Source organism: Halovivax limisalsi (genome assembly GCF_023093535.1).
In the GTDB taxonomy this organism is placed as follows: Archaea; Halobacteriota; Halobacteria; order Halobacteriales; family Natrialbaceae; genus Halovivax; species Halovivax limisalsi.
This window is the reverse complement of record NZ_CP095757.1, coordinates 1,904,222-1,928,066: the sequence shown is the minus strand read 5'-3', so window position 1 is coordinate 1,928,066 and position 23,845 is coordinate 1,904,222. Positions and strand designations below refer to the sequence as shown.

Sequence of the window (23,845 nt, the reverse complement as noted above, 5' to 3'; positions counted from 1 at the left end):
TCACGGGACGACGCAGCGAAGCTCCGCCGGGAGGTACGAACCGACGCTCGAGAGCAGTCCCGGCGGGTCGGTGTCGTCCGTGCAGATGATGCTCTGTTCGAGGAGGCCGAGGCGCTCGACGGTCACGTAATCCTGCGCGTGCCCGGCGCGGTTCAGCGTCGCCCGAACCTCCCCGCGCGTCGCGCTGTTGACGTTCACACGGCCCGAGCCGCGCTGCCACTCGAAGAGACGGTCCCGTTCGTCGTCCGCGAGCCGGCTCGGCTCGTCGCCGCCGTAGACGAACGCCATCGGGAGGTGCTGGACGAGCCCGAAGCGTTCGCGGACCTGGATCGGATCGCCGGGCCCGAGCCCGAGTTCGTCGGTCGGAATCCGGACGGCCGTGCCCGCGTCGAGGACGATGCCGTCCTCGTCCCAGGATTCGAACGTGCCGACGGCTCGCTCGCCGGGTTCGAGTTCCGGCAGGATCTCGCCCCACGTCTCGCGCAGGACGTTGCGCGCGACGACCGCGTCCGGGCCCTCGACCGTCACGCTCGGGAAGTCGTCGTGGCGGAGACCGATCTCGTACTCGACGTCGAGGTCGTCGAGGTCGTTCCCGACGAGCGATTCGAGCGAGCGAAGGGCTCGCTCCCGGGCGTCACCCTCGACGTAACACTTGGATGCGAGGACGACCATCAGGCCTCGGCGTCGATGTTGAGTTCGTCTTCGAGCGCGTCGATGCGTTCGTCCATCGCGTGGACGAGTCGGTCGTTGTCCATCGCGTCCATCGGCGTCCCGCACTCCGGACACTCGAAGCCGAAGTCCATCGCCTCGCCGAACTCGAAGCGGATCGAGCAGATCTCGCAGAGGTAGAACTCGTGGGTCCGCTCGTACTCCCGGCGCTCTTCGAGCGCACCGTGAAGCCGTTCGAGTTCCGATTCCAGGTTCTCCGGAATGTTCTCGTACTCGAAGGTCCAGAGGTAGGTGAGCCAGCCCGAGTCTTCGTCGCGAAGCCGGCGATAGGTGGCCAGGTCGTTCTCGTAGAGGATGAACAGCGACCGGCGCACGTCGTTGAGTTCGAGGTCGAGTTCCTCCGCGAGTTCCTCGTCGGTCACCTCGCCGTCGGGCGGCGCCGCCGCGACGGGCATCCCCTTCGGACCGACCAACTCGTGTAGGTACTTCTGGATAACGGGGTCCTCGAGCAGGTCTTCAAAAGCCATCGGCCGCCACTAGCCCGATGACACAATTAAGTCTTTTGAGGCGACCGCGCCCGCCGACGCCGCCGGGAGCGCGTCGCACGCGGTGAGACGGAGGATAACTCCAATAAACGACGGACGATTAGGCGGAGATGACTATTGTCCGACCGGGCCGTCCGATCGCCCATGGATGCCCCACATCCACTCGACCGTCGACAGTATCTGACCGCTGCCGGTGGCGCCATCGGTGCCGTCCTCGTGGCCGGCTGCGGAGACGATGGCGGCGGAGACGGCGCCGGCGGCCCCGGCGAACCCGAAGACGGAGCCGACGGCGGCGTCGGTGACGACGGGGATACTGGCGGTGGAGATGACGGCGGCGTCGGCGACGGCAACGAGACGGACGGTGGTATCGGCGACGATAACGAATCCGACGGCGGTGTCGGCGACGACAACGAGACGGACGATGGCGGCCCGGGTGACGACAACGAGTCCGACGGCGGTGACGTCGGCGACGACAACGAATCCGACGACGGCGCCTGATTCGCCGCCACGGACGGTCCAAGACCCGGTGGCACCGCCCGACGAATTGGCCCCGATCGATTCTTTTTTCGGAACGTCGATAGCGACGACGGCGGCCGACGAGGCGCGTGGACCGGATCGGGCGTCCGATCGGACGCGGCGGTCGTCGGATGAACCGTCACGTGGGCGTCGAGTCCGCCGGTTCGTCTTCGACGGAAACTACCTCCTTCCCCGTCGACTTCGGGACGACGCGCCGGTCGGCACCCTCCCACGCCCGATCGAGTTCCGCACCGTCGAACAGTCGATCGAGGAAGACGGCGAGGCCGGCGACCTCCGAGTGGGGCTGGTTCGTCACGCCAACGTTCCAGTCGGCGGCCTCGTAGATCTCGAACGGGACCTTCTCGGCGCCGACGACGATCAGCAGCGGCTCCCGGTCGTCGACGAGCGTCGTTCGCACCTCGTCCTCGACGTCCTGGACCGCCAGCCCGTACATCGTCAGGTGGACGACCCGGCCATCCCAGTTCCGGACGACGCCGCGCGGCGACTCGGTCCGTTCGACGGCGAACGGGCCGCCGAACCGGTCGGTGATGTCGCGGGCCGTCCGCGCCGCGTCCGTCGCGTTCTCGGGCAGGACGACGCGATCGGCTCCCAGCGCGCGAGCGGTCAACCCCACGTGCGTCGTCATCCGGTCGTCCCGGCCGGGCCGGTGGCCAAGCCGGCAGACCGCGACCTCGGGAAGGTGCTCCATACGGGGACTACGCGGTCGCGTCGCTTTGTCAGTTCGGATCACGCCGCGAGCGTCGGTCCACCGCTCGAACGTTTATGGTTCGACCACCGGAATCAGCCCCCATGGACGTTCGAGAACTGACCGACGAGGCCGAGCGTCGTGCGGCGGTCCCGCTCGTGCGTCAGCTGTGGAGCGAGGCGAGCGCCGACGAGGTACTGGCGTGGACCGCTGCTGAGGAGTACCACCTGTTCGGCGGCGTCGTCGACGGGGAGCTGGTCGGCGTCGCCGGCGTCGTCGTCACCGATTTCCTCCACCACGCTCGCCACGCCTGGCTGTACGATCTCGTCGTGGACGAGCCCCGACGAGGAGCGGGACACGGGACGACGCTCGTCGAGTTCGTCGAGGAGTGGGCCGCCGATCGAGGCTGCGAGTCCGTTGCGCTCGCCTCACCGTTGGAGAAGCCGGGGGTTCACCGGTACTACGAGTCGCAAGGGTACGAACGGTGGGGCTACGTCATCGAGAAAGAACTCTAATTGCGCCCGCACGCCTCCACCGACCTGGTGGCGGGGCCCTCCCGATCCGCCGCGGCCCCGCCGTTAGGACTCCGCCGCTGTGCGTTCGAGCCACGCGTCGAGCAGTTCGCCGACGGCCGCCTCCCGGTGGAGATGCGATTGCCGACAGTATTTGTCGAGGTCAGCGACCAGTTCGTCCGGGAGCGTCACCTCACAGGTGGTCATCGCCCGATCGTCGAGGGCACACGGCCGGCCGTCGACCCCGTTCGACCGAGATTCCGTATCCGCCGGCCGGTCGCCCGCCGACGCCGATTCGTCACCCGGTCCCGACTCGGCCACAGGCTCCGTCCGGCCCTCGCGAACAGGGGCACGGTCGCCCGTCGATTCGAAACGGTCGTCCATCGCCGCATCACCCCCGTCCGTGTCGCGTCAGACACTTCGAGAGGCCGATCAGTTCGACGGGCTCGGAGTTATCGGGCGAGTAGACCACCATCTGACCCTGCTCCATGTAGGGCACCTTCGACTCGAGCGATCGCGGGATGTTGACGCTCTTGATCGCGTCCTCGTCGCCGAGGTTGAGGACGATCGTCGTGTTGATCTGTTTGAACACCGCGTCGTCGATGTCCTGTGGGTCCTGCGTGACGAGGAAGAGGCCGAGTCGCTCCTTGCGACCCTGTTTGGCGGCCTCGGTGAACTTGGTGATGACCTTTCGGGCCTGGACCGACTCGGCGTCCGTGAGGAAGTTGTGCGCCTCGTCCATCCCCAGGAGCAACGGCGTCTCGGCGATCCGCTCGTAGGTCGGGTCGTTCGAGAGCTTCTGGTCGATGAGGAGGCTCGACAGCGCGAGGACGACCGCCTCCGTCGCCCGCGAGTCCGAGACGTGGTAGGTCGGGACGACCGAGAGCCGGCCGGGTTTCACGAAGTCCGAGACGAGGTCGGTTATGGGGCGGGCGTCCTGGTCGAAGACGTGGCTAAAGCCCCGTACTCGGCGACCGACGGCGTCGAACGTCGCCTCGTGGACGGCCCCCTGCTCGTCGAGTTCCTCGCGCAGGGCCGGATCAGAGAGGAACTCGACGAACTCGTCGTAGGTCGCCTCGGCGCCGTACTGGCGTTCGAACCGCGGGAGCAGGACGCGCACCAGCGCGCCGTACTGGTTGTCGTTGAGACCGCTCCCCGCGACCAGCCACGGGTCGTCGTGGACCATCGAGAAGGGGATCGTGAACTCGATCTGCTCCGCGCGGTGGTGGTCGGCGGCGTAGGTCGCCGACCCCACTTTCGGGACGAAGGCGACCGTATCGTCGTGGCCACCGTGGGCGATACCCTCCCGATCGAGTTTTCGGGCGAAGTCGGCGTCGTACTCCCCGTCGTCGTGCATCTGGGCGTACTCGTCCTGCGGATCGAACTGGACGACCGCCGGGTTGACCGTCCGCCCGTCACCCATCGGATAGCGCCGCTCCTCGGCGAGAAACTGGCGCAGCATGTTCTTCGCGGCGTGGGTCTTGCCAGACCCGGTGCCGCCGGCGACCAGCGTGTGCCGGAAGACGAGCGGATCGCCGTTCTCGTAGTCGTCGTTCAGTCGGTAGTCGATCGTCGGCGGCGTGGCAGCCGTCCGGACTTTCTCCCCGCCAACGGAGAGGTGGCCGAGGAAGACGCCGTCCTCGGGCATCTTCAGGCCCGTCTTGATCTGGGTCGGGTCGCTCGCCCGCGAGAGCGTGGTCTCGGGTTTGGGGACGCGGTCGGTCATCCGTCGCTTCAGGTCGCCGCCGTCGTCGTACAGTACCGCCACCGGTTCCAGACCCGCCAGCAAGCGGTAGTCCGCCTCGTCGAAGTCGTCGGAACGCATCGCTCGCCGGGCGTGGATCTCGGTGGCGTCGTCCGCGTGGAACTGCTGGCCGTACTCGAGTTCCGTGACGCGACAGAACAGGAGTTCGCCGTCGGGGTACGGCGCGATGAGGTAGCTCCCGAGTCGGACCGCAGGCCGGTTCTCGCGCGTGACGTAAGCCTGCAGCGTGGTGTCGTCGCCGTCCTCCGCCACGCGAAGGCCGCGCGAGACGCAGAGCGTCCCGACGCCCTCCTCGCGTCCGGCCGGGTCGACGTCGGCCGGTTCGAACCGGGCCGACGGTTCGTCGCGCCCGTCTGCCCCCGAGTGGCCAGTAGCGCCGGCCGACTCCACGTCCGCATCGGCGGAATCGACCGCCGAGGCGCCCGCGTCGTCGACCTCGGCGACCGGTTCGTCCCCTGGGTCGTCCACCTCGTCGGAGTAATTCTCGAAATCCCCAAGGTCAGTCATACCAACACTGTCAGACTCCGCGTTCAAACACGTTTCCCCTCGCCGGCAGACGCTCGTCAGACGAGCGGCCGACCCGGTAACCCATGCCTGAAGCGACGGAGAGCGCGACAGGACAGTCGCTCCCACGACCACCGCGGTCCCTCGTCGCGACGTCCCATCCGGTCACTCCACGTCGCCGTCGTGGGGTACCGCGTCGACGAGTCCGCTCGCCTCGTCGTACGTGACAACGTCGGCGGCGGAGAGCGCCGGGAGGTGCGAGTGGACGAGCGAGATCCGAATCCGGTCGACGGTGGGTGCCGAAACCGAGTCCGGTTCTCGGGCCGTTTCGGCCGCAGCGACGTCCCTCGCGAGTTCATCGAGCGAGAGGGGCGTCTCCCGCGCCCCCAGCGCCGCCAGCACGAGGCGCCGTCGCGGCTGGGACAGCGTCCGGAACAGTCTGGCGAAGGCGGGGGTGGAGACGTCGGTCGGATCGACCGGTAGCCGGGGCGGCGTCGCGTCGTCCGACAGCCCCACCACCGACTCGTCGCGGTCCCAGTCGACGACCGAGTACGAGGCGAGCCTCGGCAGGTGCGCGTGTCGAAGCGAGATGGCCAGCCGGTGGACGTCGCGGTCGTCGATCGACGTCGCGGTCGCCGATCGCTCCCCGGCGACGACACGACGGGCCAGCTCGGCGACGGACATCGGACCCTCGGCCTCGGTCAGCACTTCGAGTATTGCGACGCGGCGCGGGGAAGCCAGGAGTCGCGACGCGTCGACCGAATCCGACGGATCGGCCGCCGGCTCCCGACCGCGAACGCGTCGATCCGGTCGCATGGGACAGGTACACCAGCAGGGACCAAAAGGTCACCACACGATGGCCGTGACAATCGGACCTCTGCGCGCCCGCGCCGAAACCCCCTACGACGGTGTCAGTCGTCGTCACCGGTCTCAGTCAGACCGACGCCGCCGCGTCGGGACTGGAGTCGACGGTGACGTCGACGGCGTCGGGGTCGACGCCGATGCGCGCGAACTGGGTCCGGACGTGTTCCTTCGCGGCCGCGATCGCGCGTTCCTTCGTGTCGAACCCTCGCGGGAGCGGGGACTCGAACGCGACGTTGAGCGCGCGCCCGTCGAGTTCGAGGCGCGAACCCCCGCTCTCGACCTCGTAAAATTCGTCGCAGATCCAGACGTACGCCGCGTTGCCGTCGGGCGCGCCGCTGAACGTCGGGGCGTCCTCACCGCGTTCGTAGATCGTCCCGGTGAGTTCGGTCTCCCCCGCGCGGCCGTGGACCTGGAGCATCGTCCACCGGTACGGTCTCAGCGGAGAAAAGCTGTCGGGCGCCGCCCGGGCCGGCGTCAGCCGTCGAAGGTCGGCGGCTCGGCGCCGCCCCACCGGTGGTCGTCGTAGTCGCGCTGGCTGGTCGTCTCGAACCGGTCCTCGAACGTCTCCCGCAGGGAGTGTTTCTCCGCGGCGCTGATGCGAGCCAGTTCGTCGGCTTTCTCGACGACGCCGGGCGGCCCCTGCGCGGTCGCGACGTCGGCGAGCAACTGCCTGGCGAGCGCGTCCCGGCGATCCGCGTCGCGCGTGAACGCGTACGGCGCCTCGACGCGATAACAGAGGTCCGTCCGCGGGTCGTAGACGACGAAGAAGGTGACCTCGTACAGCGCCGGGTCGAGTTCGCGTTCGACGCCGAGCGCGTCGCCCGCGGCCGAGAGCGGGGCGTCGACGCCGCCTCGCGAGCGGAACCAGCCGGTGTAGGTGAGCGCGTCGGTGGCTCGCTCCCAGCGGGTTCCGTCGACGTCGTCGACGAACTCGCCGCGTTCGAGGACGCGGGTGAAAAACGCGGTGTCGTCCGCCCACGGAGCCGCCTCGCCCTGCTTCGCCACGGTCCGCGAGATGACCCGACTCGCGGGGTTCTTCACGAAACCGACCAGCGGGACGTCGCGCTCGACGAACGACTCGACGAGCCTGACGTAGTTCTCGAGGACGTCCCGGGGCTGCTGGTCGGTCACCAGCAGATCCGCCAGCTCCGGGTGCTGGTCGTTCCAGCGGAGGATCCCGCGCGGGTAGAGCGGCCCGTCGAGGACGAGCAGATCGGAGACCTCGCCGGCGTGCTCGCGGGCGTGTTCGCTCTCGGCCAGGTAGAGCGCGAGCGCGTGGACGATTCCCTCCGCGAACCGGGGCAACCGCGGAACCTGGATCGCGCGCGATCGGCTGTAGCTCTCGTCGAAGGTCTCCCAGCGGTCGTCGACCGACGCCGTCCGGTCGTTCGAGTGGACCGATGCGACGACCGTCCGCGAGCGGTGGAGGTCGAGGTCGGTCGGCGTCGCGGCCATCGCCGCCTGCGCGACGTCGATCACGAGGCCGTTGCGAAACGTCGTCGGGTTGATCGTCCCGGCGTCGAGTCCGTGCTCGGTGGGGAACGGCCGATCGATCAGCGCGACGTCTTCGACGTCGACGAGGTGCCGGGAGACGTCGTCGACCGGTTCGATCACGACCCTGCCATCGTCGGCGAGCGGGTCGAGAAACGACTCCCAGACCGTCTCCGCGAACGCCCGGTGATCCCGTTCCGAGGCGCCGTGGTCGATCCGTCGCGCGAGCCGCGCGATGCCGTCGAAGTGAACCGGATCGAGCGTCATGACTCGCCCATCCGACGGCACCGCCAAAAGCTTCGCGGTGGCCGACCGGCCACCCCGCTCGCCGTTTCCCCGCCGCCCCGATCGAACCGCGGCGAGAGCGATAGCTAGTTGGTCGGCGATGGAGTCCGTTCGCGCATGGACGCGGCGCTGATCGTGCTCGACGGCTGGGGCCTGGGCGACGGCGACCCGTTGTGCGACCGACTGTCGGCCGACGGACGGACGACGGGATCGTCCGCAGGATCCGAACCGATCGACGGAACGGTGACGGAACCGGGGGTCGGCTCCGAGCGGGCCGAGGACGCCGGTCGCAACGCCGTCGCCGCGGCGAACACGCCCGTCTTCGAGGAGCTGACGACCCGCGGGGCGGTCGGGAAACTCGAGGCGAAAGGCCGGACCGTCGGCCTGCCAACTGGCCAGATGGGCAACAGCGAGGTCGGCCACCTCACGATCGGCGCCGGTCGGGTCGTCGACCAGGAGTACACCCGGATCACCGACGACATCGCATCCGGCGAACTCGGCGAGAACGAGGCGATCGACGGCGCGTTCGCGTCCGCCCGCGAGCACGGGGGCCGCGTTCACTTCCTCGGCCTCGTCAGCGACGGCGGCGTCCACTCCGATCAGGCCCACCTCCACGCGCTGATCGAACTCGCCGCCGACCGCGGCGTCGAGGCCGTCACGCACGCGATCACGGACGGCCGGGACACCTCGCCGACCGGCGGACGCGAGTACCTCGCGACGCTCGAGGACGTGATCGACGAGCAGGGAACCGGCCGCGTCGCGACCGTCACCGGGCGATACTACGCCATGGATCGCGATCAGAACTGGGCACGAACGAAGCGCGCGTACGACGCCATCGCGAACCGGGAGGCCGACTACCGCGCCGCGTCGGCGGTCGACGCCGTCGAGGCGTCCTACGACCGGGGCGAGACGGACGAGTTCGTCGAACCCACGCTGATCGACGGCGGACCGGCGCTCGAGGACGGCGACGCGGTCGTCTGGTTCAACTTCCGGGCCGATCGCGCGCGGCAGCTGACCAGGATGCTGGCCGATATCCGACCGGGCGACTGGTCGCCCGAAATCGAGACGTCACCGCCCGACGCCGCGGTCGTGATGCTGACCGAATACGACAGGACGTTCGATCTGTCCGTGGCCTACCCGCCCCACCAGCCGGAGAACGTCCTCGGCGAGGTGCTGGCCGATTCGGAGAAGACGCAACTGCGGATCGCCGAGTCGGAGAAGTACGCCCACGTCACGTACTTCTTAAACGGCGGCCGCGAGGTCGAGTTCGACGGCGAGCGCCGGGAGATCGTCCGCAGTCCGGACGTTCCGACCTACGACGAGCAGCCCGAAATGAGCGCCCGCCAGGTCACCGACGCGGCGATCGAGCGCATCCGGGCGGACGATCCGGACGTCCTCGTGCTCAACTACGCGAACCCGGATATGGTCGGCCACACCGGCGACTTCGACGCGGCGGTCGCCGCGGTCGAGGCGGTGGACGAGCAGCTCGGTCGCCTCGTCGGGGCGCTGGCGGAGGCGGGCGCCCGCACGCTGATAACCGCAGACCACGGCAACGCGGACGACATGGGGACGGCCGACGATCCGCACACGGCCCACACGCTGAACGACGTGCCCGTCATCTACCTCGATCGCGACGGTGGGAACGGCGAGCGGTCGATCCGCGAGGGCGGGACGCTCGCCGATCTCGCACCGACGCTCCTCTCGCTGATCGGGCTCGATCGACCGTCGGAGATGACGGGTCGGTCACTCCTCGACAGCTGAGATGCGGTGGAGAACGTCTCCCAACGGCTGGCTCTGGAGCGGTACATAGGGCTATTATAAACCATTACCCCCTCGGGTCTCGCCTCGACCACCATGGCCACGGTGCCAGCCACTGACGACTCGACCGAATCGACCGTGGAATCGTACGGCTTCGGGATCGCCATCGTCGAACGCGACACGGACGCAGAGACCGATCGGTATCGATTCGTCGCTCCCGACCACGCCGAGATCACGTTCGAGTCGCTCGACGATGTGCGATTGTACGCGGACGTCTACTTCGACGTGAACGGGTTCGTCGAGGCCGGGACGGGTGATCGCGGCGTCCCACCGGAGATCGTGCAGGCCGGCAAAGACACGATGGCGGCCTACCTCGTGAGCGCTCCCTGGGCCGACACGAACTGGGTGGCGTCGTTCTACGGCACCACGCCGGCGGAAATTGAGCGCTACTGTGATTGGGTTCGTCGCCGTGCCGACTCGATTCGAGCGTCCGCCGACGAAGCGGCGAACGAGTAACGACCGAATTGGTCACTCACACGCTTCCACCCATCCCCTACTCACACCCCATCCCCCCGAATTCCCACCCACTCCCCTCGAATCTCCACTCACACCCCATCCCACCCACTCCCCTCGAATCTCCACTCACACCCCATCCCACCCACTCCCCTCGAATTCCCACTCACATCCACTTTTTTCACGAAGTCCCAATTCACTTCCACATATCTCGCCCTGTTGATTCCACCGTCTATTGCGTGGTATGTATCGACCGGGCCAGTATTGAGTCAGGTTGTCCCACACCGCTTCGTCCCTGGCCGAATATATCAATATTATAAAATGTAATACGGTGATGAGTACTCGACTGACGTGCATGGTGGAATTCACCAGACGCAGTCTGCTCGCAACGTCGACGGTGGCCGCGATCGGATCGGGCACGATCGGCTCGGTGGCAGCCAGCGACCGGCCGGAGGAACACGAGACGCCCGCGGCACCGTTCGTGAACGGGCGGTTGAAGCGCTTTCTGACCACGGCCCGCGGTGCGGAGGTGACGGGTCCCTTCGTCTTCGAGACGGGTGAGCTGGTCTTCAGCGTCCAGCACCCGAGTCGCGACAACCCGGCGCCGTTCGACCGGGCCGGCATCGGCGTGTTCGAGGGGTTCCAGTTCGAACTCGACGGATCGAACAGCGACTTCGAGGAACTCGAACCACCCCAGACGGAGGCCGAACGGGGACGGGTGCAATCGGCGGGCGGCGACTTTACGTACCTCGCTCAGGAAGGCGAAGAGATAAACGGCGGAAGCGAACGATGGGGGCACCCCCAGACGCCAGACGGAACGGACGTCGCGGACCTCGTCGGCGAGAGTTACGAGTCGGTCGGCTACAATCCCGACATGAACTTCTTCGTGGCCACGGACGACGCCGGGACCGAGGGTTATCTCTTTACGAACAACGAGACGACGCCCGGCTGTATCACGCGGACGCCGCTCAGTCGCGACGAATCGGGCTCCTGGACGGCCGATCTCGACGGAGCGATGGAACTCGAGAACACGCCGGCGTTCCGCGAAATCGGCGGGACGAAGATCAACTGTTACGGCGACCTGAGTCCGTGGGGGACGCCGCTGTCCGCCGAAGAGGACTACGGCCACCCGCGCGTGAACGGGCTGGCGACGGTGGGAGACATCGTCGCGGCCGAAAGCGGGGTCGGCCTGCGAGGCGGGAGCGAGTTCTTCAATCGCCCGAACCTGACCGAGGTTCCCGCTTCGCTCGAAGACATATTCGGCGACGACGCCTGGAACCCGATGGGGATCTGGGCCAACAGCGGCGTCGAGAAGCTGGCGTACTACCTCGGCGCCGATCCGATCGACCGATCTGACGGCGAGAACACCGCGACGCCGATCGACGGTCCCTTCCCGAACCGGTATCGCTACGGTAAGATCGTCGAAGTCACGAACCCGGCGAGCGACGAACCCGTGCCGGTCAAGCACCACGTCTTCGGCCGCGCCGCCTGGGAGTGCCCCGAAGTCATGCCCGACGAGCGCACCGTCTACCTGTCCTCGGACGGCGGGGCCAAGGGCATCTACAAGTTCGTCGCCGAGGAGCCGATCCCGAGTTACGACGACCGGGCCGACGTCCGCGGGACGCTGTACGCCATGCAGGCCACCGAGGACGGCGAGGGCGCCGTCGGAGAGATCGACCTCGACGTCGAGTGGCTCGAACTCGGTACCGCGAGCAACGGGGAGATCGAGTCCTGGATCGCCGACTACGACGACGTGACGCAGGTTGACTACCTCGAGACGCACGCGGAGACCGATTGGGAGGAGGACCTCGAAGGGGCGCTCCGCGAAGCCGACGAGGCGGTCGCGATCGAGGGCAACCAGGACTACGTCACCGACGAAGAGATAGTCGAGTGGGCCGGCCAGTACGACGAACGGGGCCCGGACGACGTCGACGAATCCCTCCGCCGGGTGCCGTTCCTCGAGACGCGGGCCGCGGCCAAGGAGATCGGCGCCACCGTCGAGTTCAACAAGGCGGAGGGTATCGACGCCGTCGACGACGCCGGTCCCGGCGACTACGTCTACTTCGGTATCTCGTCGCTCGGCGGGTACATGACCGACGAGCGCGGCGACCTGCGATTCGACGAGGTCGATACGGGCGTCCTCTACCGGGCCGAACTCGGGCCCGAGTACGACGTCGACCGCCTCGAACCGGTCGTCGTCGGCCCGAATCCGAGCGATCCAGGCTCGCTCCAGGACGTCTCGCTCATCAACGTCGACAACGTCTACGCGCTGGATGACGGTCGACTCTTGCTGTGTGAGGACAAGGGAAGCTTCGGTCGCTCGTACCCGAACGACGCCATGTGGGTGTACGAGCCGCCGGCCACCGTCGATGCCGGCTCGCTCGCCGTCGGCCACGGCGCGACGGGCGAACTGGCGGTGACCGTCTCGTCGCTGCCGGACGGCCTCTCCGGCGGGCGGGTCACCGTCACCGTCGAGCATCCGTCGGTCGCGAGGATCACCGACGCGTCGTACGCCGACGCGTTCGAACTCACGTCGGAGCCCGTCATCGGCGGGGAGGGCGCCACCGTCGCGTTTCGATTCGCGGACATCGACGAAATGATCGACCCCGGTGCGGGCGAAACGACGCTCGCCACCATCGAATTCGAGGGAGTGGAGACGGGGACGACGGACGTCACCGTCGACGTCAACGCGTTCGACGACGATGCCGGCCGGGCGATCGAGCCGGGTCGGCGACCCGGCGTCGTGATCGTCGGGCCACCGCCGATCGGCGACGACCCGGGCGGGATCGGTGCGCCGACCGATCCGGACGGAGACGGGCTGTTCGAGGACGTCAACGGGAACGGCCGCCTGGACTACGACGACGTCGTCACGCTGTTCGAACACTTGGAGGACGACGCCGTTCAGCTCAACGAGGACGCCTTCGACTTCAACGAGAACGGCCGGATCGACTACGACGACGTCACCGCCCTCTACGACGAACTGTGAGCCCGCTCAGCCGCGCCGCGGATCCCGCTCGCCACGGGCACCAGCGGTCACCCGATAGGTCTCCCGGCTGGAAAACGGCGATCGCGACTGGGGTCCTGGCGGCCCTCGTCATCCTGCTCGCCGGAAGCGTCGTCGGGGGTACACCTGACGGAACGGCCCTCCCAGCAGAGCAGGCAGAGCCGGCGCTCGTCGTCGAGGATGCCACCGTCGCCCCCGGCCAGGAGGCATCGGTCCCGGTCGTGCTAACACAGGCCCCCGACGGCCTGGCCGGGTACGACCTGACGCTCACCATCGACGGCGAGTCCGGTGCCTCGTTCGAGGACGCCACCTATCCGGACGCGTTCGGCCTTACCACGGACCCCGTCCTCGACGCCGACGGCCAATCGGTCACCGTCGAAGCCGCCGACCTCGACGACGAGATCGCCGCCGGCGCCGAGGACGTCGCGCTCGCCACGATCGAGGTCTCGCCGCCCAAATCGGGCGACATCGCGATCCAGGTAACCGACGCGAAAGTCGACGCGGACGACGGCAGTGCGATCGACGTGCGTCCCGATACCGGTACGGTCTCCGTCGAAAGGGCGGGCGACGGTCGCTCGCCCGGGAGTAGCGGGGGACCCACGGACCAAGACGATAGCGGGTCCGCCAATAGCAGGCCCGATGATACCGGGTCCGGCGATGACGAGTCGGTCCTCGCTGACGAAGTTCCCGGGTTCGGCCCCCTTGCTGCCGTCCTCGCCCTCTGTGCCGTCGCCGCGGGCCGCTCCCGGCGCGGATCCTGACGCGCCGGAGACGGCCACTCACACCCCCTGACTGACTCGAACGACGCCCGATTGCCGACCGGAACGAGCGATCGGGGTGCGCACCACATCGACTGTTTTTATTTGAGGTCGTCCCAAACGACCGCCAGCATGCTCGAGGTCCTCACGCTGCTCTCGATCGCCGTCGTGGGAACGGCCGTCGTCTGGGTCGGGAGTACCTGGCTCGAACGCGCGGCGGCCGACCTCGCCGCCGCGTACGGCGTGCCAGCCGTCGTTCACGGCGCCGTCATCGCCGCGGTCGGGTCGAGCACGCCGGAACTGGTGAGCGTGCTCCTCGCGGCCGTGCGGGGTGAGTTCGAACTCGGCGTCGGCGCCATCGTGGGGTCGGCGGTGTTCAACCTCCTCGTCATTCCGGGCGTCGCCGTCGTCATCGGCCGCGGGATCGAGACGAACCGCGATTTGGTCTACAAGGAGTCGCTCTTCTACATGCTCGCCGTCGCGACGCTGTTGCTCACGTTCTCGCTGTCGGTGATCTACTACCCGGGCGAGGCCGGAGGCGACCTCATCACGGGCGACGTCACGCGCGGACTGGCGTTGATCCCGCTCGTCCTCTACGCGCTGTACCTCTTCACGCAGTACCTCGACGCGCGCGAATCCGAGGGACTGCCCGATGCGAACGTCCACCTCGCTCGAAGCTGGGGGGTCTTCCTCGCCGGACTGGTCCTGATCGTGATCGGCGTCGAGGGGCTGGTCCGGTCGGCGATCGGGCTCGGCAGGGCCTTCGGGACGCCCGCATTCCTCTGGGGGATGACGATCGTCGCCGCGGGGTCGAGCCTCCCGGACGCGTTCGTCAGCATCGCCGCCTCCCAGTCGGGTCGGCCGACCGTTTCGATCGCGAACGTGCTGGGCTCGAACACGTTCGATCTGCTGGTCGCGATCCCGGCCGGCGTGCTCGTCGCCGGTTCGCTCGCCATCACGTTCGCCCACGTCGTGCCGATGATGGCCTTCCTCGTCGTCGCGACGATCGTCTTCTTCACGATTTCGCGGACGGAGATGTTCCTCTCTCACGCTGAGGGGTGGTTGCTGCTCGTGCTCTACGGCGGGTTCGTCTCCTGGCTCGTCCTCGAAAGCGTGGGTCTCACGCGGCTCTTGCCGGCCGCGACGTGAGTCCCCCGCCCGGGTCAGCCGAACCCCGCGTACCGCGCTGTCGGCCACAACGCGTACGTAGGAGAGTCGCCACGACTCGGTCGTGATCGAGGCGCCCTGGCCGGTGATCGGGTCGGTACTTCCCGTTCCCGGCGCACTCTACGTCCTCTACGCGCTCCGTCGGCATCGGGGGAAACCAGGCGTCGACTGGTTCATCGTAACGCTGGTGACGGTCGTCGTCTGGTGTCTCGGCTACGCCGTCTCGCTGCTGGTCTTCGATCCGCTCTGGCGCCTCCGGCTCGAGATGCTCACCTGGAGCGCGACGATGGGAAGCGGTATCTCCTTTCTGGCGTTCGGGCTCGATTACACCGGACGCGGCGCCATGGTCAGGAGTTCGTGGTTCGCCCTACTGGTCTCGATCCCACTCGCGGCGATCGGGCTGATCTGGACGAACCCGGCCCACCAGTACGTCTGGAGCGACTTTCGGCTCGACCCCGTCTTCGGCGTCGCGACCGTTTCCTACGAGTTCGGTGCCGCGGCGTACCTCGCCGTCCTCATCGGGACCGCGTTCGTCACCGCGGGAATGCTCGTCCTCTTCGAAGCCGTGATCAGTTACGGCCCGCTGTTCCGGAGAGAAGCGCTCGCGGTCGCACTCAGTGCGGTCGCCCCCGGGATCGCGCTGCTCGCGTGGATCACCGAAATCGGTCCCTACCCGCAACTGAATCTCACGCCGCTCATGTTCCTGCCCCACGTCGCGCTGGACGCGTACGCGTTCATCGGCGGGGATATGTTCGAGTTCAGTCCTGCGACCCGACGCCTGGCCCAGCGACGAGCCATCCAGGATCTCGACGATCCCGTCGTGGTCACCAATCGAGACGAGCGGATCGTCGAGTTCAATCCGGCCGCGGCCGCGGCGTTCGATCTCGACGACGACACCACGCTCGGCTCCACCATCGACCGACGACTCCCCGCCGAGACGACGATCGACCCGCGCCGATCCGAGCAAGAAATCGCGTGTCGACCCGGAGGCGAATACGTCGAGTACGCCGTCTCGAGTTCCGACCTGGCGGGTCCGGGGAACGCACGCGTCGGGTACGTGCTCGTCTTCCGAGACGTCACCGAGCGGCGCCGACGCAAGCAGCGCCTGACGGTGATGAACCGCGTGTTGCGTCACAACCTTCGAAACGACCTCAACGTCGTCACGGGCTACATCGACCTCGCGATCGACGGGATCGACGACGAGGACGCCATCGACCACCTGCAGCGGGCCCAGACTGACGTCCAGTCGCTACTCGACATCGGTGAGAAAGCGCGAGACTTCGAACGCGTTGTCGACGCTCTCGACGGCCCGACGACTCGCATCGACGTCGCCACCCAGTTCGAATCGATCGCCACGCACGAGCGAGTCGTGGCGGCCCGAGGCGAACCCAGCGAACTCGAACTATCGATTCCGGCCGACCTCGAACTGACCACGGTCGAGCCGGTGTTCACGTTGCTGTTCGTCACGTTGCTCGAAAACGGCTTCGAACACTCACGAGAGCGCGTTCCTCGCGTGCGTATCGAGTGTAAAGGGACGGATGCGTCCCGCGTCTCCATCGCCGTTCAGGACAACGGATCTGGCATTCCTGCGGCCGAGCTGGCCGCGATCGAGGACGGAGACGAAACGCCGCTCACCCACGCGAGCGGCCTCGGGCTCTGGATCGTCCAGTGGTGTACCACGGCGCTGGGTGGCGACCTCTCGTTCGAGACCGGGACGGAGGGAACCACCGTGACCGTGTCGCTGCCACAGGACGGGTCCAACGAACCGGCGTCGACGCCGGACGAAACGGTCGACGAACGCACGGAGCAGGCCGACACCCCCTGACGATCCTGGCATCCACCCGAGGGGTACCGAATCGAAGCGCGCCACATCCGGCTGGACCCGGCGTCACTGGTAGCGGCAGTATCCGACGCGACAGTCGGTTTACTACGACTGGGGGCCCGAGACGGAGCCATGACGGACGAGACTCCACGTCGATTCGACACGCGAACCGTCCACGCGGGCCAAGATGCTGACCCCGCGACCGGCGCCCGCGCCCCGCCGATCTACCAGACGACGTCCTACGAGTTCGACGACACCGACCACGCGGCCGCGCTCTTCGGCCTCGAGGAGTTCGGTAACATCTACTCGCGGATCATGAACCCGACGAACGCGATGCTCGAGGAGCGCGTCGCCAGCCTCGAAGGCGGCGTCGGCGCACTCGCGACGTCGTCCGGAATGGCGGCGTTCGACCTCGCGACGTTCATGCTGGCGGAGGCGGGCGACAACATCGTCTCGGCGTCGTCGCTCTACGGCGGGACCTACACGTACCTCAGCCACAGCGTCACCCGCCGCGGGATCGAGACGAAGTTCGTCGACACGCTGGACTACGGGGCCTACGCGGCGGCGATCGACGACGACACGGCGTTCGTCCACCTCGAGACGATCGGCAACCCGGCGCTGGTCACGCCGGATATCGAGCGGATCGCCGACATCGCCCACGAGCACGACGTCCCGCTGTTCGTCGACAACACGTTCGCGACGCCGTACCTCGCCAACCCGATCGAGCACGGCGCCGACCTCGTCTGGCACTCGACGACGAAGTGGCTCACCGGCGCCGGCACCACCGTCGGCGGGATTCTCGTCGACGGCGGCACGTTCCCCTGGGACGAGGGCGACTACCCCGAGATCGCCGAGGACAACCCAGCCTACCACGGCGTCAACTTCTACGATACCTTCGGGGAGCAGGCGTTCGCGATCGCCGCCCGGACGCGGGGCCTGCGCGATCTCGGCAACCAGCAGTCGCCCTTCGACGCCTGGAACACCCTCCAGAAGCTCGAATCGCTCTCCCTGCGGATGGATCGCCACTGCGAGAACGCGCTGGCGGTCGCCGAGTACCTCGAAGACCATCCCGACGTCGGCTGGGTCACCTACCCCGGCCTCGACTCCCACGAGACGCACGCCAACGCGACCCAGTACCTCGACGGCGGCTACGGCGGCATGCTCACCTTCGGGCTCGAGGGCGGCTACGAGGCCGCCGAGACGGTCTGTAACGAGGTCGAGCTGACGAGCCTGCTCGCGAACGTCGGCGACGCGAAGACGCTCATCATCCACCCGGGGAGCACGACCCACCAGCAACTCACCGAAGAAGAGCGACTCGCAAGCGGCGTCAGTTCCGACCTGATTCGCCTCTCCGTCGGGATCGAGGACGTCGAGGATATCGTCGCCGATCTCGACCGGGCGATCGAGGCGGCCGACTGAACTCGCGCCACCGCAGGTCCGATGCCCGATGCGACGCCGCGTTGCCGAGCGCGATCGGTTCCGGCGCTCGCCGGATCGTGTCCGTCCGCTTCGAGTACCCTGCCATCGGATCAGTGTCCGCCACCGTACCCGTCAGGGCCCGTCGACCGTCCGTGGCCAGTACAGTTATTGGGCTACAACGGAGAAACGCCGAAAGTTACGGGAGCACCTCGGTCGGACGCGCATACCGATCGAACGGCCCGGGCTGAAGAACGGTTCACAGCGAGATGGTGTCAGCCACCGCGGTGACGGCAAGCGGAGACGACGAGTGGATGGGAGCGAGAGGCATCCAGGGCGAGGCGACCCGCATCCGATCGATCGGGACCGTCATCGTGGCGATCGCGTTCGTCCTCGGAACGCTCGCCGTGGGCGCCGGATCGTCGTCGGCCGTCGCCCAAAGCGCGGGGCCGACGGTCCAGTGCGCCGACGGCGCGGGCGGCGGCCCGGTGTACGTCACGGATAGCGGCCTCCGGGTCGCGGACAACGATTCCGCCGCGGACCGGGCGTACCCGGCGTTCCCGGACGCGGAAACAGTCGTCCTCGACAGCGAGGGGTACGACGCCGTCTCCGTCAGCGCGGCCGGCCAGTCCACGCTCCGGCTGGAGGAGCGAAACGAGAGTCTGACCTGCCTGGCGTCGGTCAACGCGACCGAACACGACGTGACGATCGCCCCCCGCGGCGCACCGAACGTGACGCTAACCGGGTCGTTCGAGGGGTTCGCGTTCGCAGACGTCGACTTCGACGCGGCCGACGAGGCGGATCTAGCCTCGGAAGCGAACGAGTCCGTCTCGGTGATCGTCCACGACACCGGGTTGAGCCGGGGCGAAACGGTCGCGATCGAGAGCCTGCACTCGGACGCGGTCGACGTCGAAGTCACCGCCGACGGGGCGGGGAATCTGTCCATCGAACTCCCCACGGGAGAGCACGAACTGACGCTGACGACGCCGGACTCGGGCGACGGGGGCGGCGGTCTCCCGCCGCCACCGCCGGACGACGGGGAGCCCGCATCGTTCGAGGTGTCGGACCTCGCACTCGACGACGAGAGGGTCGAAGTCGGAGAGACGGTGACGGTCACGGCCACGGTGACGAACGTCGGCGACGAACCCGGATCCCACAACCTCGTGTTGGGCGTCGACGGCACGGTCGTCGAGGAGGCGTCGGTTACGCTCGATGGCGGGGAGTCGAAGACGGTGTCGCTGTCGACGACGCTCGACGCGGCGGGCAAGGTCGAGCTGACGGTCGACGGTGAGACCGTCGGTACCGTGGCGGTGACGGATCCCGGCGAATCCGACGACGGCGCCGGTTCGAGCGACTCCGCCGACGGCGAACACGGTGATGATTCGGGTGAATCCGGAGAGAGCGACGATGGCGACGATTCGAGTGACCCCGGTGACGGTCGAAACGAAGGCGACGGTATGCCGGGATTCGGCGCGGTGCTGGTGCTGTTCGCGCTCACCGTCGCGACGGTGGGTCTCGTTCGACGCTGACTCCCGTCGGTATGATTCCAGATTACCCGGGCATACCACCCAATTCGCCGAAACGGCCGCTGAGCGATCGTGCTCGAAGCGAGTGTTCCTGGATCGACGCGGCTCGGGACGATCGCCAACCAGTTCGTCGTCGCCCGTGAGGGTTCGTGACCCAACCGCTCTCAGCCCTGTCCGCTACCGCCACCGTCGATACCGGTCGGTTACTCGAAGAAGGCGACGACCCGTCCCTCGGTCTCGATCGCAGGGACAATCCGGTCGAGGCTCGCGAACCACCGGATTGTCGTGTGAGGGCGTCACGTCGGAATAGCGCCTCCGAAACTGCCATCCCCACGACTGATCGCATTCGAGCCCGGCCCGTCGACCGGCTTCTCGCCGACTCAAGACCGCGGGAGCTGCGAGCCGAGGACGGCGTGGGACAGACCGCCAGCGAGGGTCGCGGCGGCGAGTCCCGATCGGGGTGCGTCGAGTCCGGTGCTCCAGGCGAAGAGAACGGCGGCGGCAACGGCAAGCGAAAGGCTCGCCGCCAGCACGTGACCGGACGAGTGCAGTGGCGTGTCGCCGGTCGAAACGCGACCGAAGAGCGAGCGCGTGCGGCAAACGGGGGTCGGCGAGTAACAGGGACCGATCCTGGCGGCGACTGCGACGAACAGTGCGGTGAGCGACGCAGTCACAAGCGCACCGAACACCAGCGTTTCGAGCGCGGGGCCGACCCGGATAATCGCGGCGAGTGCGCCGGTGCAGGCCGTGACCACGAGCCCGGCGCGCGCCTGCGCGAGTTGCGGAGGCCGGGCGGCGGAATCGCAACTGGTTCCGTCGAGCATACAGTCACCGACGAAGCGAGCGGCGGTAGTGGTTTGCCCGCCTCTCAGACGATGCGATTGATCATCTCGTCGCGATTCCCGCTCGCGAACGCGGCGAAGTTCTCGACGACGATCTCCGCGATCCGGTCGTAGTAGTGGGGCGTCGAACCGGCCACGTGCGGGGTCACGAGCACGTTCGGCAGGTCCCACAGCGGCGAGTCGGCGGGCAGGGGCTCCGTCGCGAACACGTCGAGCGCGGCGCCGTCGACGCGGCCCTGCTGGAGGGAATCGACGAGAGCGTCCTCGTCCACGACCTCGCCGCGGGCCATGTTCAGCAGGATCGCGTCGCTCCGCATCGTTCGGAGCGCGTCTCGATCGATCAGGCCGCGCGTCTCTTCGGTCAACGGGCAGGCGAGGACGAGGTACTCCGCCCGGGCGAGGACCGCTCCGAGCTCGTCCGCCGGATAGACCTCGTCGACGGCGTCCGGTGCGGTCGACGGATCCCGCTTGGTGCCGATTACCCGACAGCCAAGCGCCGAGGCGAGTTCGGCGGTTCGCCCGCCGATCGCCCCGAGGCCGACGATGCCGACCGTCTTACCGGCGAGTTCGCCGCCGCCCTCGCGGAGCCAGACGCCGTCGCGCTGACGCTCGCGCGCGTCGAAGAGGTTGCGTTCGAAGCCGAGCATCGCGCCGAGGGCCCACTCGGCCATCGGCTGGCCGTGGACGCCAGTCGCGTTCGTCAGGACGATCCCCGCGTCCTCGAGCGCGTCGAGGTCGTAGTGATCATAGCCGGCGGTGTAGGCCTGCACCCACTCGAGCCGATCCGCCCGGTCGAGCCACTCGTCGGGCAGGCTGGTCCCGACGAGAATCGTCGCGGTCTCGATCGCCGAGAGCGACTCCGCCCTGGTCTCGGTGACCGTCACGGACGCCTCGAGTGCGTCGAGTCGGACGGCCAGCGTTTCGCGCGCGTCCCGCGAGAACCGATGCGGAACCAGAATCTCGTGGTCGGTCATCGGTTCGACGGAGTGAGCGCGACCAGTCGGTTCTTTCGGTTCGGAGCGCCGTGGAACGGCCGGCTCGCCCCGCCGACGCCGTACCGATCACCTCCTGCGGGCCCGTTAGAACTGGTACTCCCGCGGTTCGCGCTGGATGGAGATCCACTTCGTCGTGGTCAGTTCGTCGAGGATCGCGTGGGCGTTGTACCGGCCCAGTCCGGACTCTTTCATCCCGCCGAAGGGGACGTGGGGCTCGTCGTTGATCGGCTGGTCGTTGATGTGGACCATCCCTGTCTCGATGCCGTCGGCGATCCGGCGGGCCTGCGAGAGGTCCGTCGCGTGGACCGACCCGGAGAGGCCGTGGTCGGTGTCGTTTGCGAGTTCGATCGCCTCCGCGTCGTCGCCGTAAGGGATCACCGGCGCGATCGGACCGAAGTGTTCGTTGCACGCGGCGGGCATGTCGTTGGTCACGTCGGCCAACACCGTCGGTTCGACGACGAGGCCGTCGTGTCCGCCGCCGGTCACGACTCGGGCCCCGTCGTCGACGCTGTCGGCGACGTGGTCGAGCATCGAATCGCGCTGGGATTCGTCGATGACGGGACCGATGACGGTGTCGTCGTCGAGCGGGTCGCCCGTCGGGAGCGATTCGGCCCGATCGGCCAGCGCTTCCACGTACTCGTCGTAGTGGTCCTCGTGGACGAGGTGGCGATTGATCGCGATGCAGGCCTGGCCCTGGTGGAGGAAGGAGCCGAAGACGGCGCCGTCGATCGCCCGCTCGAGGTCGGCCGAGTCGGTGACGACGTGGACATTGTTGCCGCCGAGTTCGAGCGCCGGCAGCGCCAGGTTGGCGGCCGCCTGTTCCGCGACCTGTTTGCCCACCTCGGTCGAGCCCGTGAATGCCAGCACCCGCGGCGTCTCGTGGCCGGCCACCGCGTCGCCGATCTCCGAGCCGCGACCGGGAACCACGTTCAACACGCCCTCGGGCAACCCCGCCTCCTCGAACAGGTGTGCGAGCAGGAGGCCGCCCGTGATCGGCGTGTTCGAGGCGGGCTTCAGCACGACCGCGTTGCCGGCCGCGATCGCCGGGCCCACCGCGCGCATCGAGAGGTGAAACGGGAAGTTCCAGGGCGAGATGACGCCCACGACGCCGACCGGGACCCGTTCGACCAGGTTCTCCTTCCCGGGGACGATCGAATCGTGGTGCTCGCCGCCCATCCGGTACGGGTAGCTCGCGGCCTGCTGGAGCATTCCCTTGGCCGTCTGCAACTCCGCGACGGCCTTAACCGACGCGCTCCCCGACTCGATTGCGAGCAGTTCGATCACGTCGTCCCAGCGCTTCCCCACCGTCCGAAGGACACGATTGACGATTCCCGCTCGCCGTTGCGGGGGCTGGTTCGCCCAGGACGACTGTGCCGCCTCGGCCGCACGGTAGGCCGCGTCGACGTCGTCGGTCGTCGCGGCCGGGACGGTGGCGATCGGTTCGCGAGTAAAAGGATTCTCGACCTCGATCGCGTCTCGGTCGTCGGGGCTCGTCCACTCGCCGTCGAGAAACAACACGTTCCAGCCGGATTCGGGTTCGATCGGCAGTGACGACATACGCCACCTGCACCGGCGAGCGGGAAAAACGAGCGACCGGCGAGCGCAACCGGCGGTCGGAGCGTCGACGTGATCAGGTGTGCGAGGCCACCTGCCAGGGCGGGCCCCAATCGGTGGACGTCACCTAGACGATCAGGCACTCGACGAGACGGTCGCGTTCGGGATACCGAACCCGAGGGCGACGTACACCCCCAGGGCGACGACCGCGCCGATCCCGAGGCCGATCGGGAGCGTCTCCTGGACGAAATACCACCCGAACATCGCTATCGAGCCGCCCATGAGGGCGAATCCCGCCGCCAGACGGTGGAACGTGCGCACGGGATTGACGCGATCCGCCGAGCCCGACCCGTCAGCGACATCCTCCAGCGCTCCGGACATCGCGAGCGGCATGAACAGCGCGATCCCTGCACCGAGGCCCACTCCTGCCAGCGCGCCGACGGCCGGGCTGTCGACAACGAAGTAGCCGGCAGCCGTGAAGGCGACCACGTCCATCACGCCGAAAAGGAGTCCGAGCAAGTTGGGTGACAGCGGACTGTCCGCCCACGGATCCTCGTCACCGTCGGTGTCGATCGTGATGCTCATGCGAGGGCGTTGATAGGACCGGGACATAATATTTTCTGTTCCGTCTGT

Annotated in this window: 22 protein-coding genes; 10 read left to right on the top strand and 12 right to left on the bottom strand. The window is 67.9% G+C overall.

Annotation, left to right across the window (positions count from 1 at the left end):
- Together MXA07_RS08810 and MXA07_RS08805 are read right to left on the bottom strand one after the other, a co-directional pair.
- On the bottom strand, positions 1-672 hold the full coding sequence (locus tag MXA07_RS08810; RefSeq protein ID WP_247731668.1) for a DUF2110 family protein: 672 nt from the start codon (positions 670-672) through the stop codon (positions 1-3).
- Positions 672-1,196: a transcription factor gene (locus tag MXA07_RS08805; protein ID WP_247731667.1), complete on the bottom strand. Its 525-nt coding sequence runs from the start codon at positions 1,194-1,196 to the stop codon at positions 672-674. Before MXA07_RS08805 ends, MXA07_RS08810 begins: the two co-directional genes overlap by 1 nt.
- Positions 1,197-1,358: 162 nt before the next feature.
- Between MXA07_RS08805 and MXA07_RS08800 the strand changes: the two genes are divergently transcribed.
- A complete protein-coding gene (locus MXA07_RS08800; RefSeq protein ID WP_247731666.1) occupies positions 1,359-1,712 on the top strand; it encodes a hypothetical protein in 354 nt (117 codons plus the stop codon).
- Between the two features lie 157 nt (positions 1,713-1,869).
- Here MXA07_RS08800 and MXA07_RS08795 read toward each other — a convergent pair whose 3' ends face one another.
- Positions 1,870-2,439 carry a tRNA (cytidine(56)-2'-O)-methyltransferase gene (locus tag MXA07_RS08795; RefSeq protein ID WP_247731665.1) on the bottom strand — a complete coding sequence of 190 codons (570 nt, stop codon included), beginning with the start codon at positions 2,437-2,439 and terminating at the stop codon, positions 1,870-1,872.
- A 101-nt stretch (positions 2,440-2,540) separates the two neighbouring features.
- Here MXA07_RS08795 and MXA07_RS08790 point away from each other — a divergent pair, with 101 nt between their 5' ends.
- Entirely contained in the window at positions 2,541-2,951 is a 411-nt protein-coding gene (locus MXA07_RS08790; protein WP_247731664.1) for a GNAT family N-acetyltransferase, read from the top strand.
- A 63-nt stretch (positions 2,952-3,014) separates the two neighbouring features.
- On the opposite strand, the gene MXA07_RS08785 is transcribed toward MXA07_RS08790, so the two are convergent.
- The 5 genes from MXA07_RS08785 to MXA07_RS08765 form a co-directional block, all read right to left on the bottom strand.
- Entirely contained in the window at positions 3,015-3,332 is a 318-nt protein-coding gene (locus MXA07_RS08785; RefSeq protein ID WP_247731663.1) for a hypothetical protein, read from the bottom strand.
- A 7-nt stretch (positions 3,333-3,339) separates the two neighbouring features.
- The gene (locus MXA07_RS08780) at positions 3,340-5,220 is read right to left on the bottom strand and encodes an ATP-binding protein (RefSeq protein WP_247731662.1); all 1,881 of its coding nucleotides are present in this window, start codon (positions 5,218-5,220) and stop codon (positions 3,340-3,342) included.
- A gap of 162 nt (positions 5,221-5,382) precedes the next feature.
- Positions 5,383-6,033 carry a DUF7344 domain-containing protein gene (locus MXA07_RS08775; protein WP_247731661.1) on the bottom strand — a complete coding sequence of 217 codons (651 nt, stop codon included), beginning with the start codon at positions 6,031-6,033 and terminating at the stop codon, positions 5,383-5,385.
- Between the two features lie 118 nt (positions 6,034-6,151).
- Positions 6,152-6,499 carry a DUF7113 family protein gene (locus MXA07_RS08770; RefSeq protein WP_247731660.1) on the bottom strand — a complete coding sequence of 116 codons (348 nt, stop codon included), beginning with the start codon at positions 6,497-6,499 and terminating at the stop codon, positions 6,152-6,154.
- Between the two features lie 56 nt (positions 6,500-6,555).
- Positions 6,556-7,839 (bottom strand): DNA double-strand break repair nuclease NurA, encoded by a 1,284-nt coding sequence (locus tag MXA07_RS08765; protein ID WP_247731659.1) that lies wholly within the window; start codon positions 7,837-7,839, stop codon positions 6,556-6,558.
- Between the two features lie 135 nt (positions 7,840-7,974).
- Between MXA07_RS08765 and gpmI the strand changes: the two genes are divergently transcribed.
- The 8 genes from gpmI (at position 7,975) to MXA07_RS08725 (ending at position 19,824) form a co-directional block, all read left to right on the top strand.
- Complete coding sequence (gpmI, locus tag MXA07_RS08760) at positions 7,975-9,618, top strand: 2,3-bisphosphoglycerate-independent phosphoglycerate mutase (protein ID WP_247731658.1); 1,644 nt, start codon at positions 7,975-7,977, stop codon at positions 9,616-9,618.
- A gap of 93 nt (positions 9,619-9,711) precedes the next feature.
- The gene (locus tag MXA07_RS08755) at positions 9,712-10,131 is read left to right on the top strand and encodes a hypothetical protein (RefSeq protein WP_247731657.1); all 420 of its coding nucleotides are present in this window, start codon (positions 9,712-9,714) and stop codon (positions 10,129-10,131) included.
- Positions 10,132-10,483: 352 nt separating this feature from the next.
- The gene (locus tag MXA07_RS08750) at positions 10,484-13,114 is read left to right on the top strand and encodes an alkaline phosphatase PhoX (protein WP_247731729.1); all 2,631 of its coding nucleotides are present in this window, start codon (positions 10,484-10,486) and stop codon (positions 13,112-13,114) included.
- On the top strand, positions 13,111-13,893 hold the full coding sequence (locus MXA07_RS08745) for a hypothetical protein (protein WP_247731656.1): 783 nt from the start codon (positions 13,111-13,113) through the stop codon (positions 13,891-13,893). Before MXA07_RS08750 ends, MXA07_RS08745 begins: the two co-directional genes overlap by 4 nt.
- A 129-nt stretch (positions 13,894-14,022) precedes the next feature.
- Positions 14,023-15,039: a sodium:calcium antiporter gene (locus MXA07_RS08740; protein ID WP_247731655.1), complete on the top strand. Its 1,017-nt coding sequence runs from the start codon at positions 14,023-14,025 to the stop codon at positions 15,037-15,039.
- A gap of 82 nt (positions 15,040-15,121) precedes the next feature.
- Complete coding sequence (locus tag MXA07_RS08735) at positions 15,122-16,882, top strand: sensor histidine kinase (protein ID WP_247731654.1); 1,761 nt, start codon at positions 15,122-15,124, stop codon at positions 16,880-16,882.
- 129 nt (positions 16,883-17,011) lie between these two features.
- On the top strand, positions 17,012-18,298 hold the full coding sequence (locus tag MXA07_RS08730; protein ID WP_247731653.1) for an O-acetylhomoserine aminocarboxypropyltransferase/cysteine synthase family protein: 1,287 nt from the start codon (positions 17,012-17,014) through the stop codon (positions 18,296-18,298).
- Positions 18,299-18,609: 311 nt separating this feature from the next.
- Positions 18,610-19,824, top strand: coding sequence for a CARDB domain-containing protein (locus MXA07_RS08725; RefSeq protein ID WP_247731652.1), 1,215 nt, complete (start codon positions 18,610-18,612; stop codon positions 19,822-19,824).
- A 377-nt stretch (positions 19,825-20,201) separates the two neighbouring features.
- Here the strand turns inward: MXA07_RS08725 and MXA07_RS08720 are convergent, their stop codons facing one another.
- The 4 genes from MXA07_RS08720 to MXA07_RS08705 form a co-directional block, all read right to left on the bottom strand.
- On the bottom strand, positions 20,202-20,645 hold the full coding sequence (locus MXA07_RS08720; protein WP_247731651.1) for a hypothetical protein: 444 nt from the start codon (positions 20,643-20,645) through the stop codon (positions 20,202-20,204).
- Between the two features lie 44 nt (positions 20,646-20,689).
- A complete protein-coding gene (locus tag MXA07_RS08715; RefSeq protein WP_247731650.1) occupies positions 20,690-21,637 on the bottom strand; it encodes a D-2-hydroxyacid dehydrogenase in 948 nt (315 codons plus the stop codon).
- A gap of 105 nt (positions 21,638-21,742) precedes the next feature.
- The gene (locus tag MXA07_RS08710; protein WP_247731649.1) at positions 21,743-23,215 is read right to left on the bottom strand and encodes an aldehyde dehydrogenase family protein; all 1,473 of its coding nucleotides are present in this window, start codon (positions 23,213-23,215) and stop codon (positions 21,743-21,745) included.
- Between the two features lie 132 nt (positions 23,216-23,347).
- The gene (locus MXA07_RS08705; RefSeq protein ID WP_247731648.1) at positions 23,348-23,797 is read right to left on the bottom strand and encodes a hypothetical protein; all 450 of its coding nucleotides are present in this window, start codon (positions 23,795-23,797) and stop codon (positions 23,348-23,350) included.
- Positions 23,798-23,845: the final 48 nt, after the last annotated feature.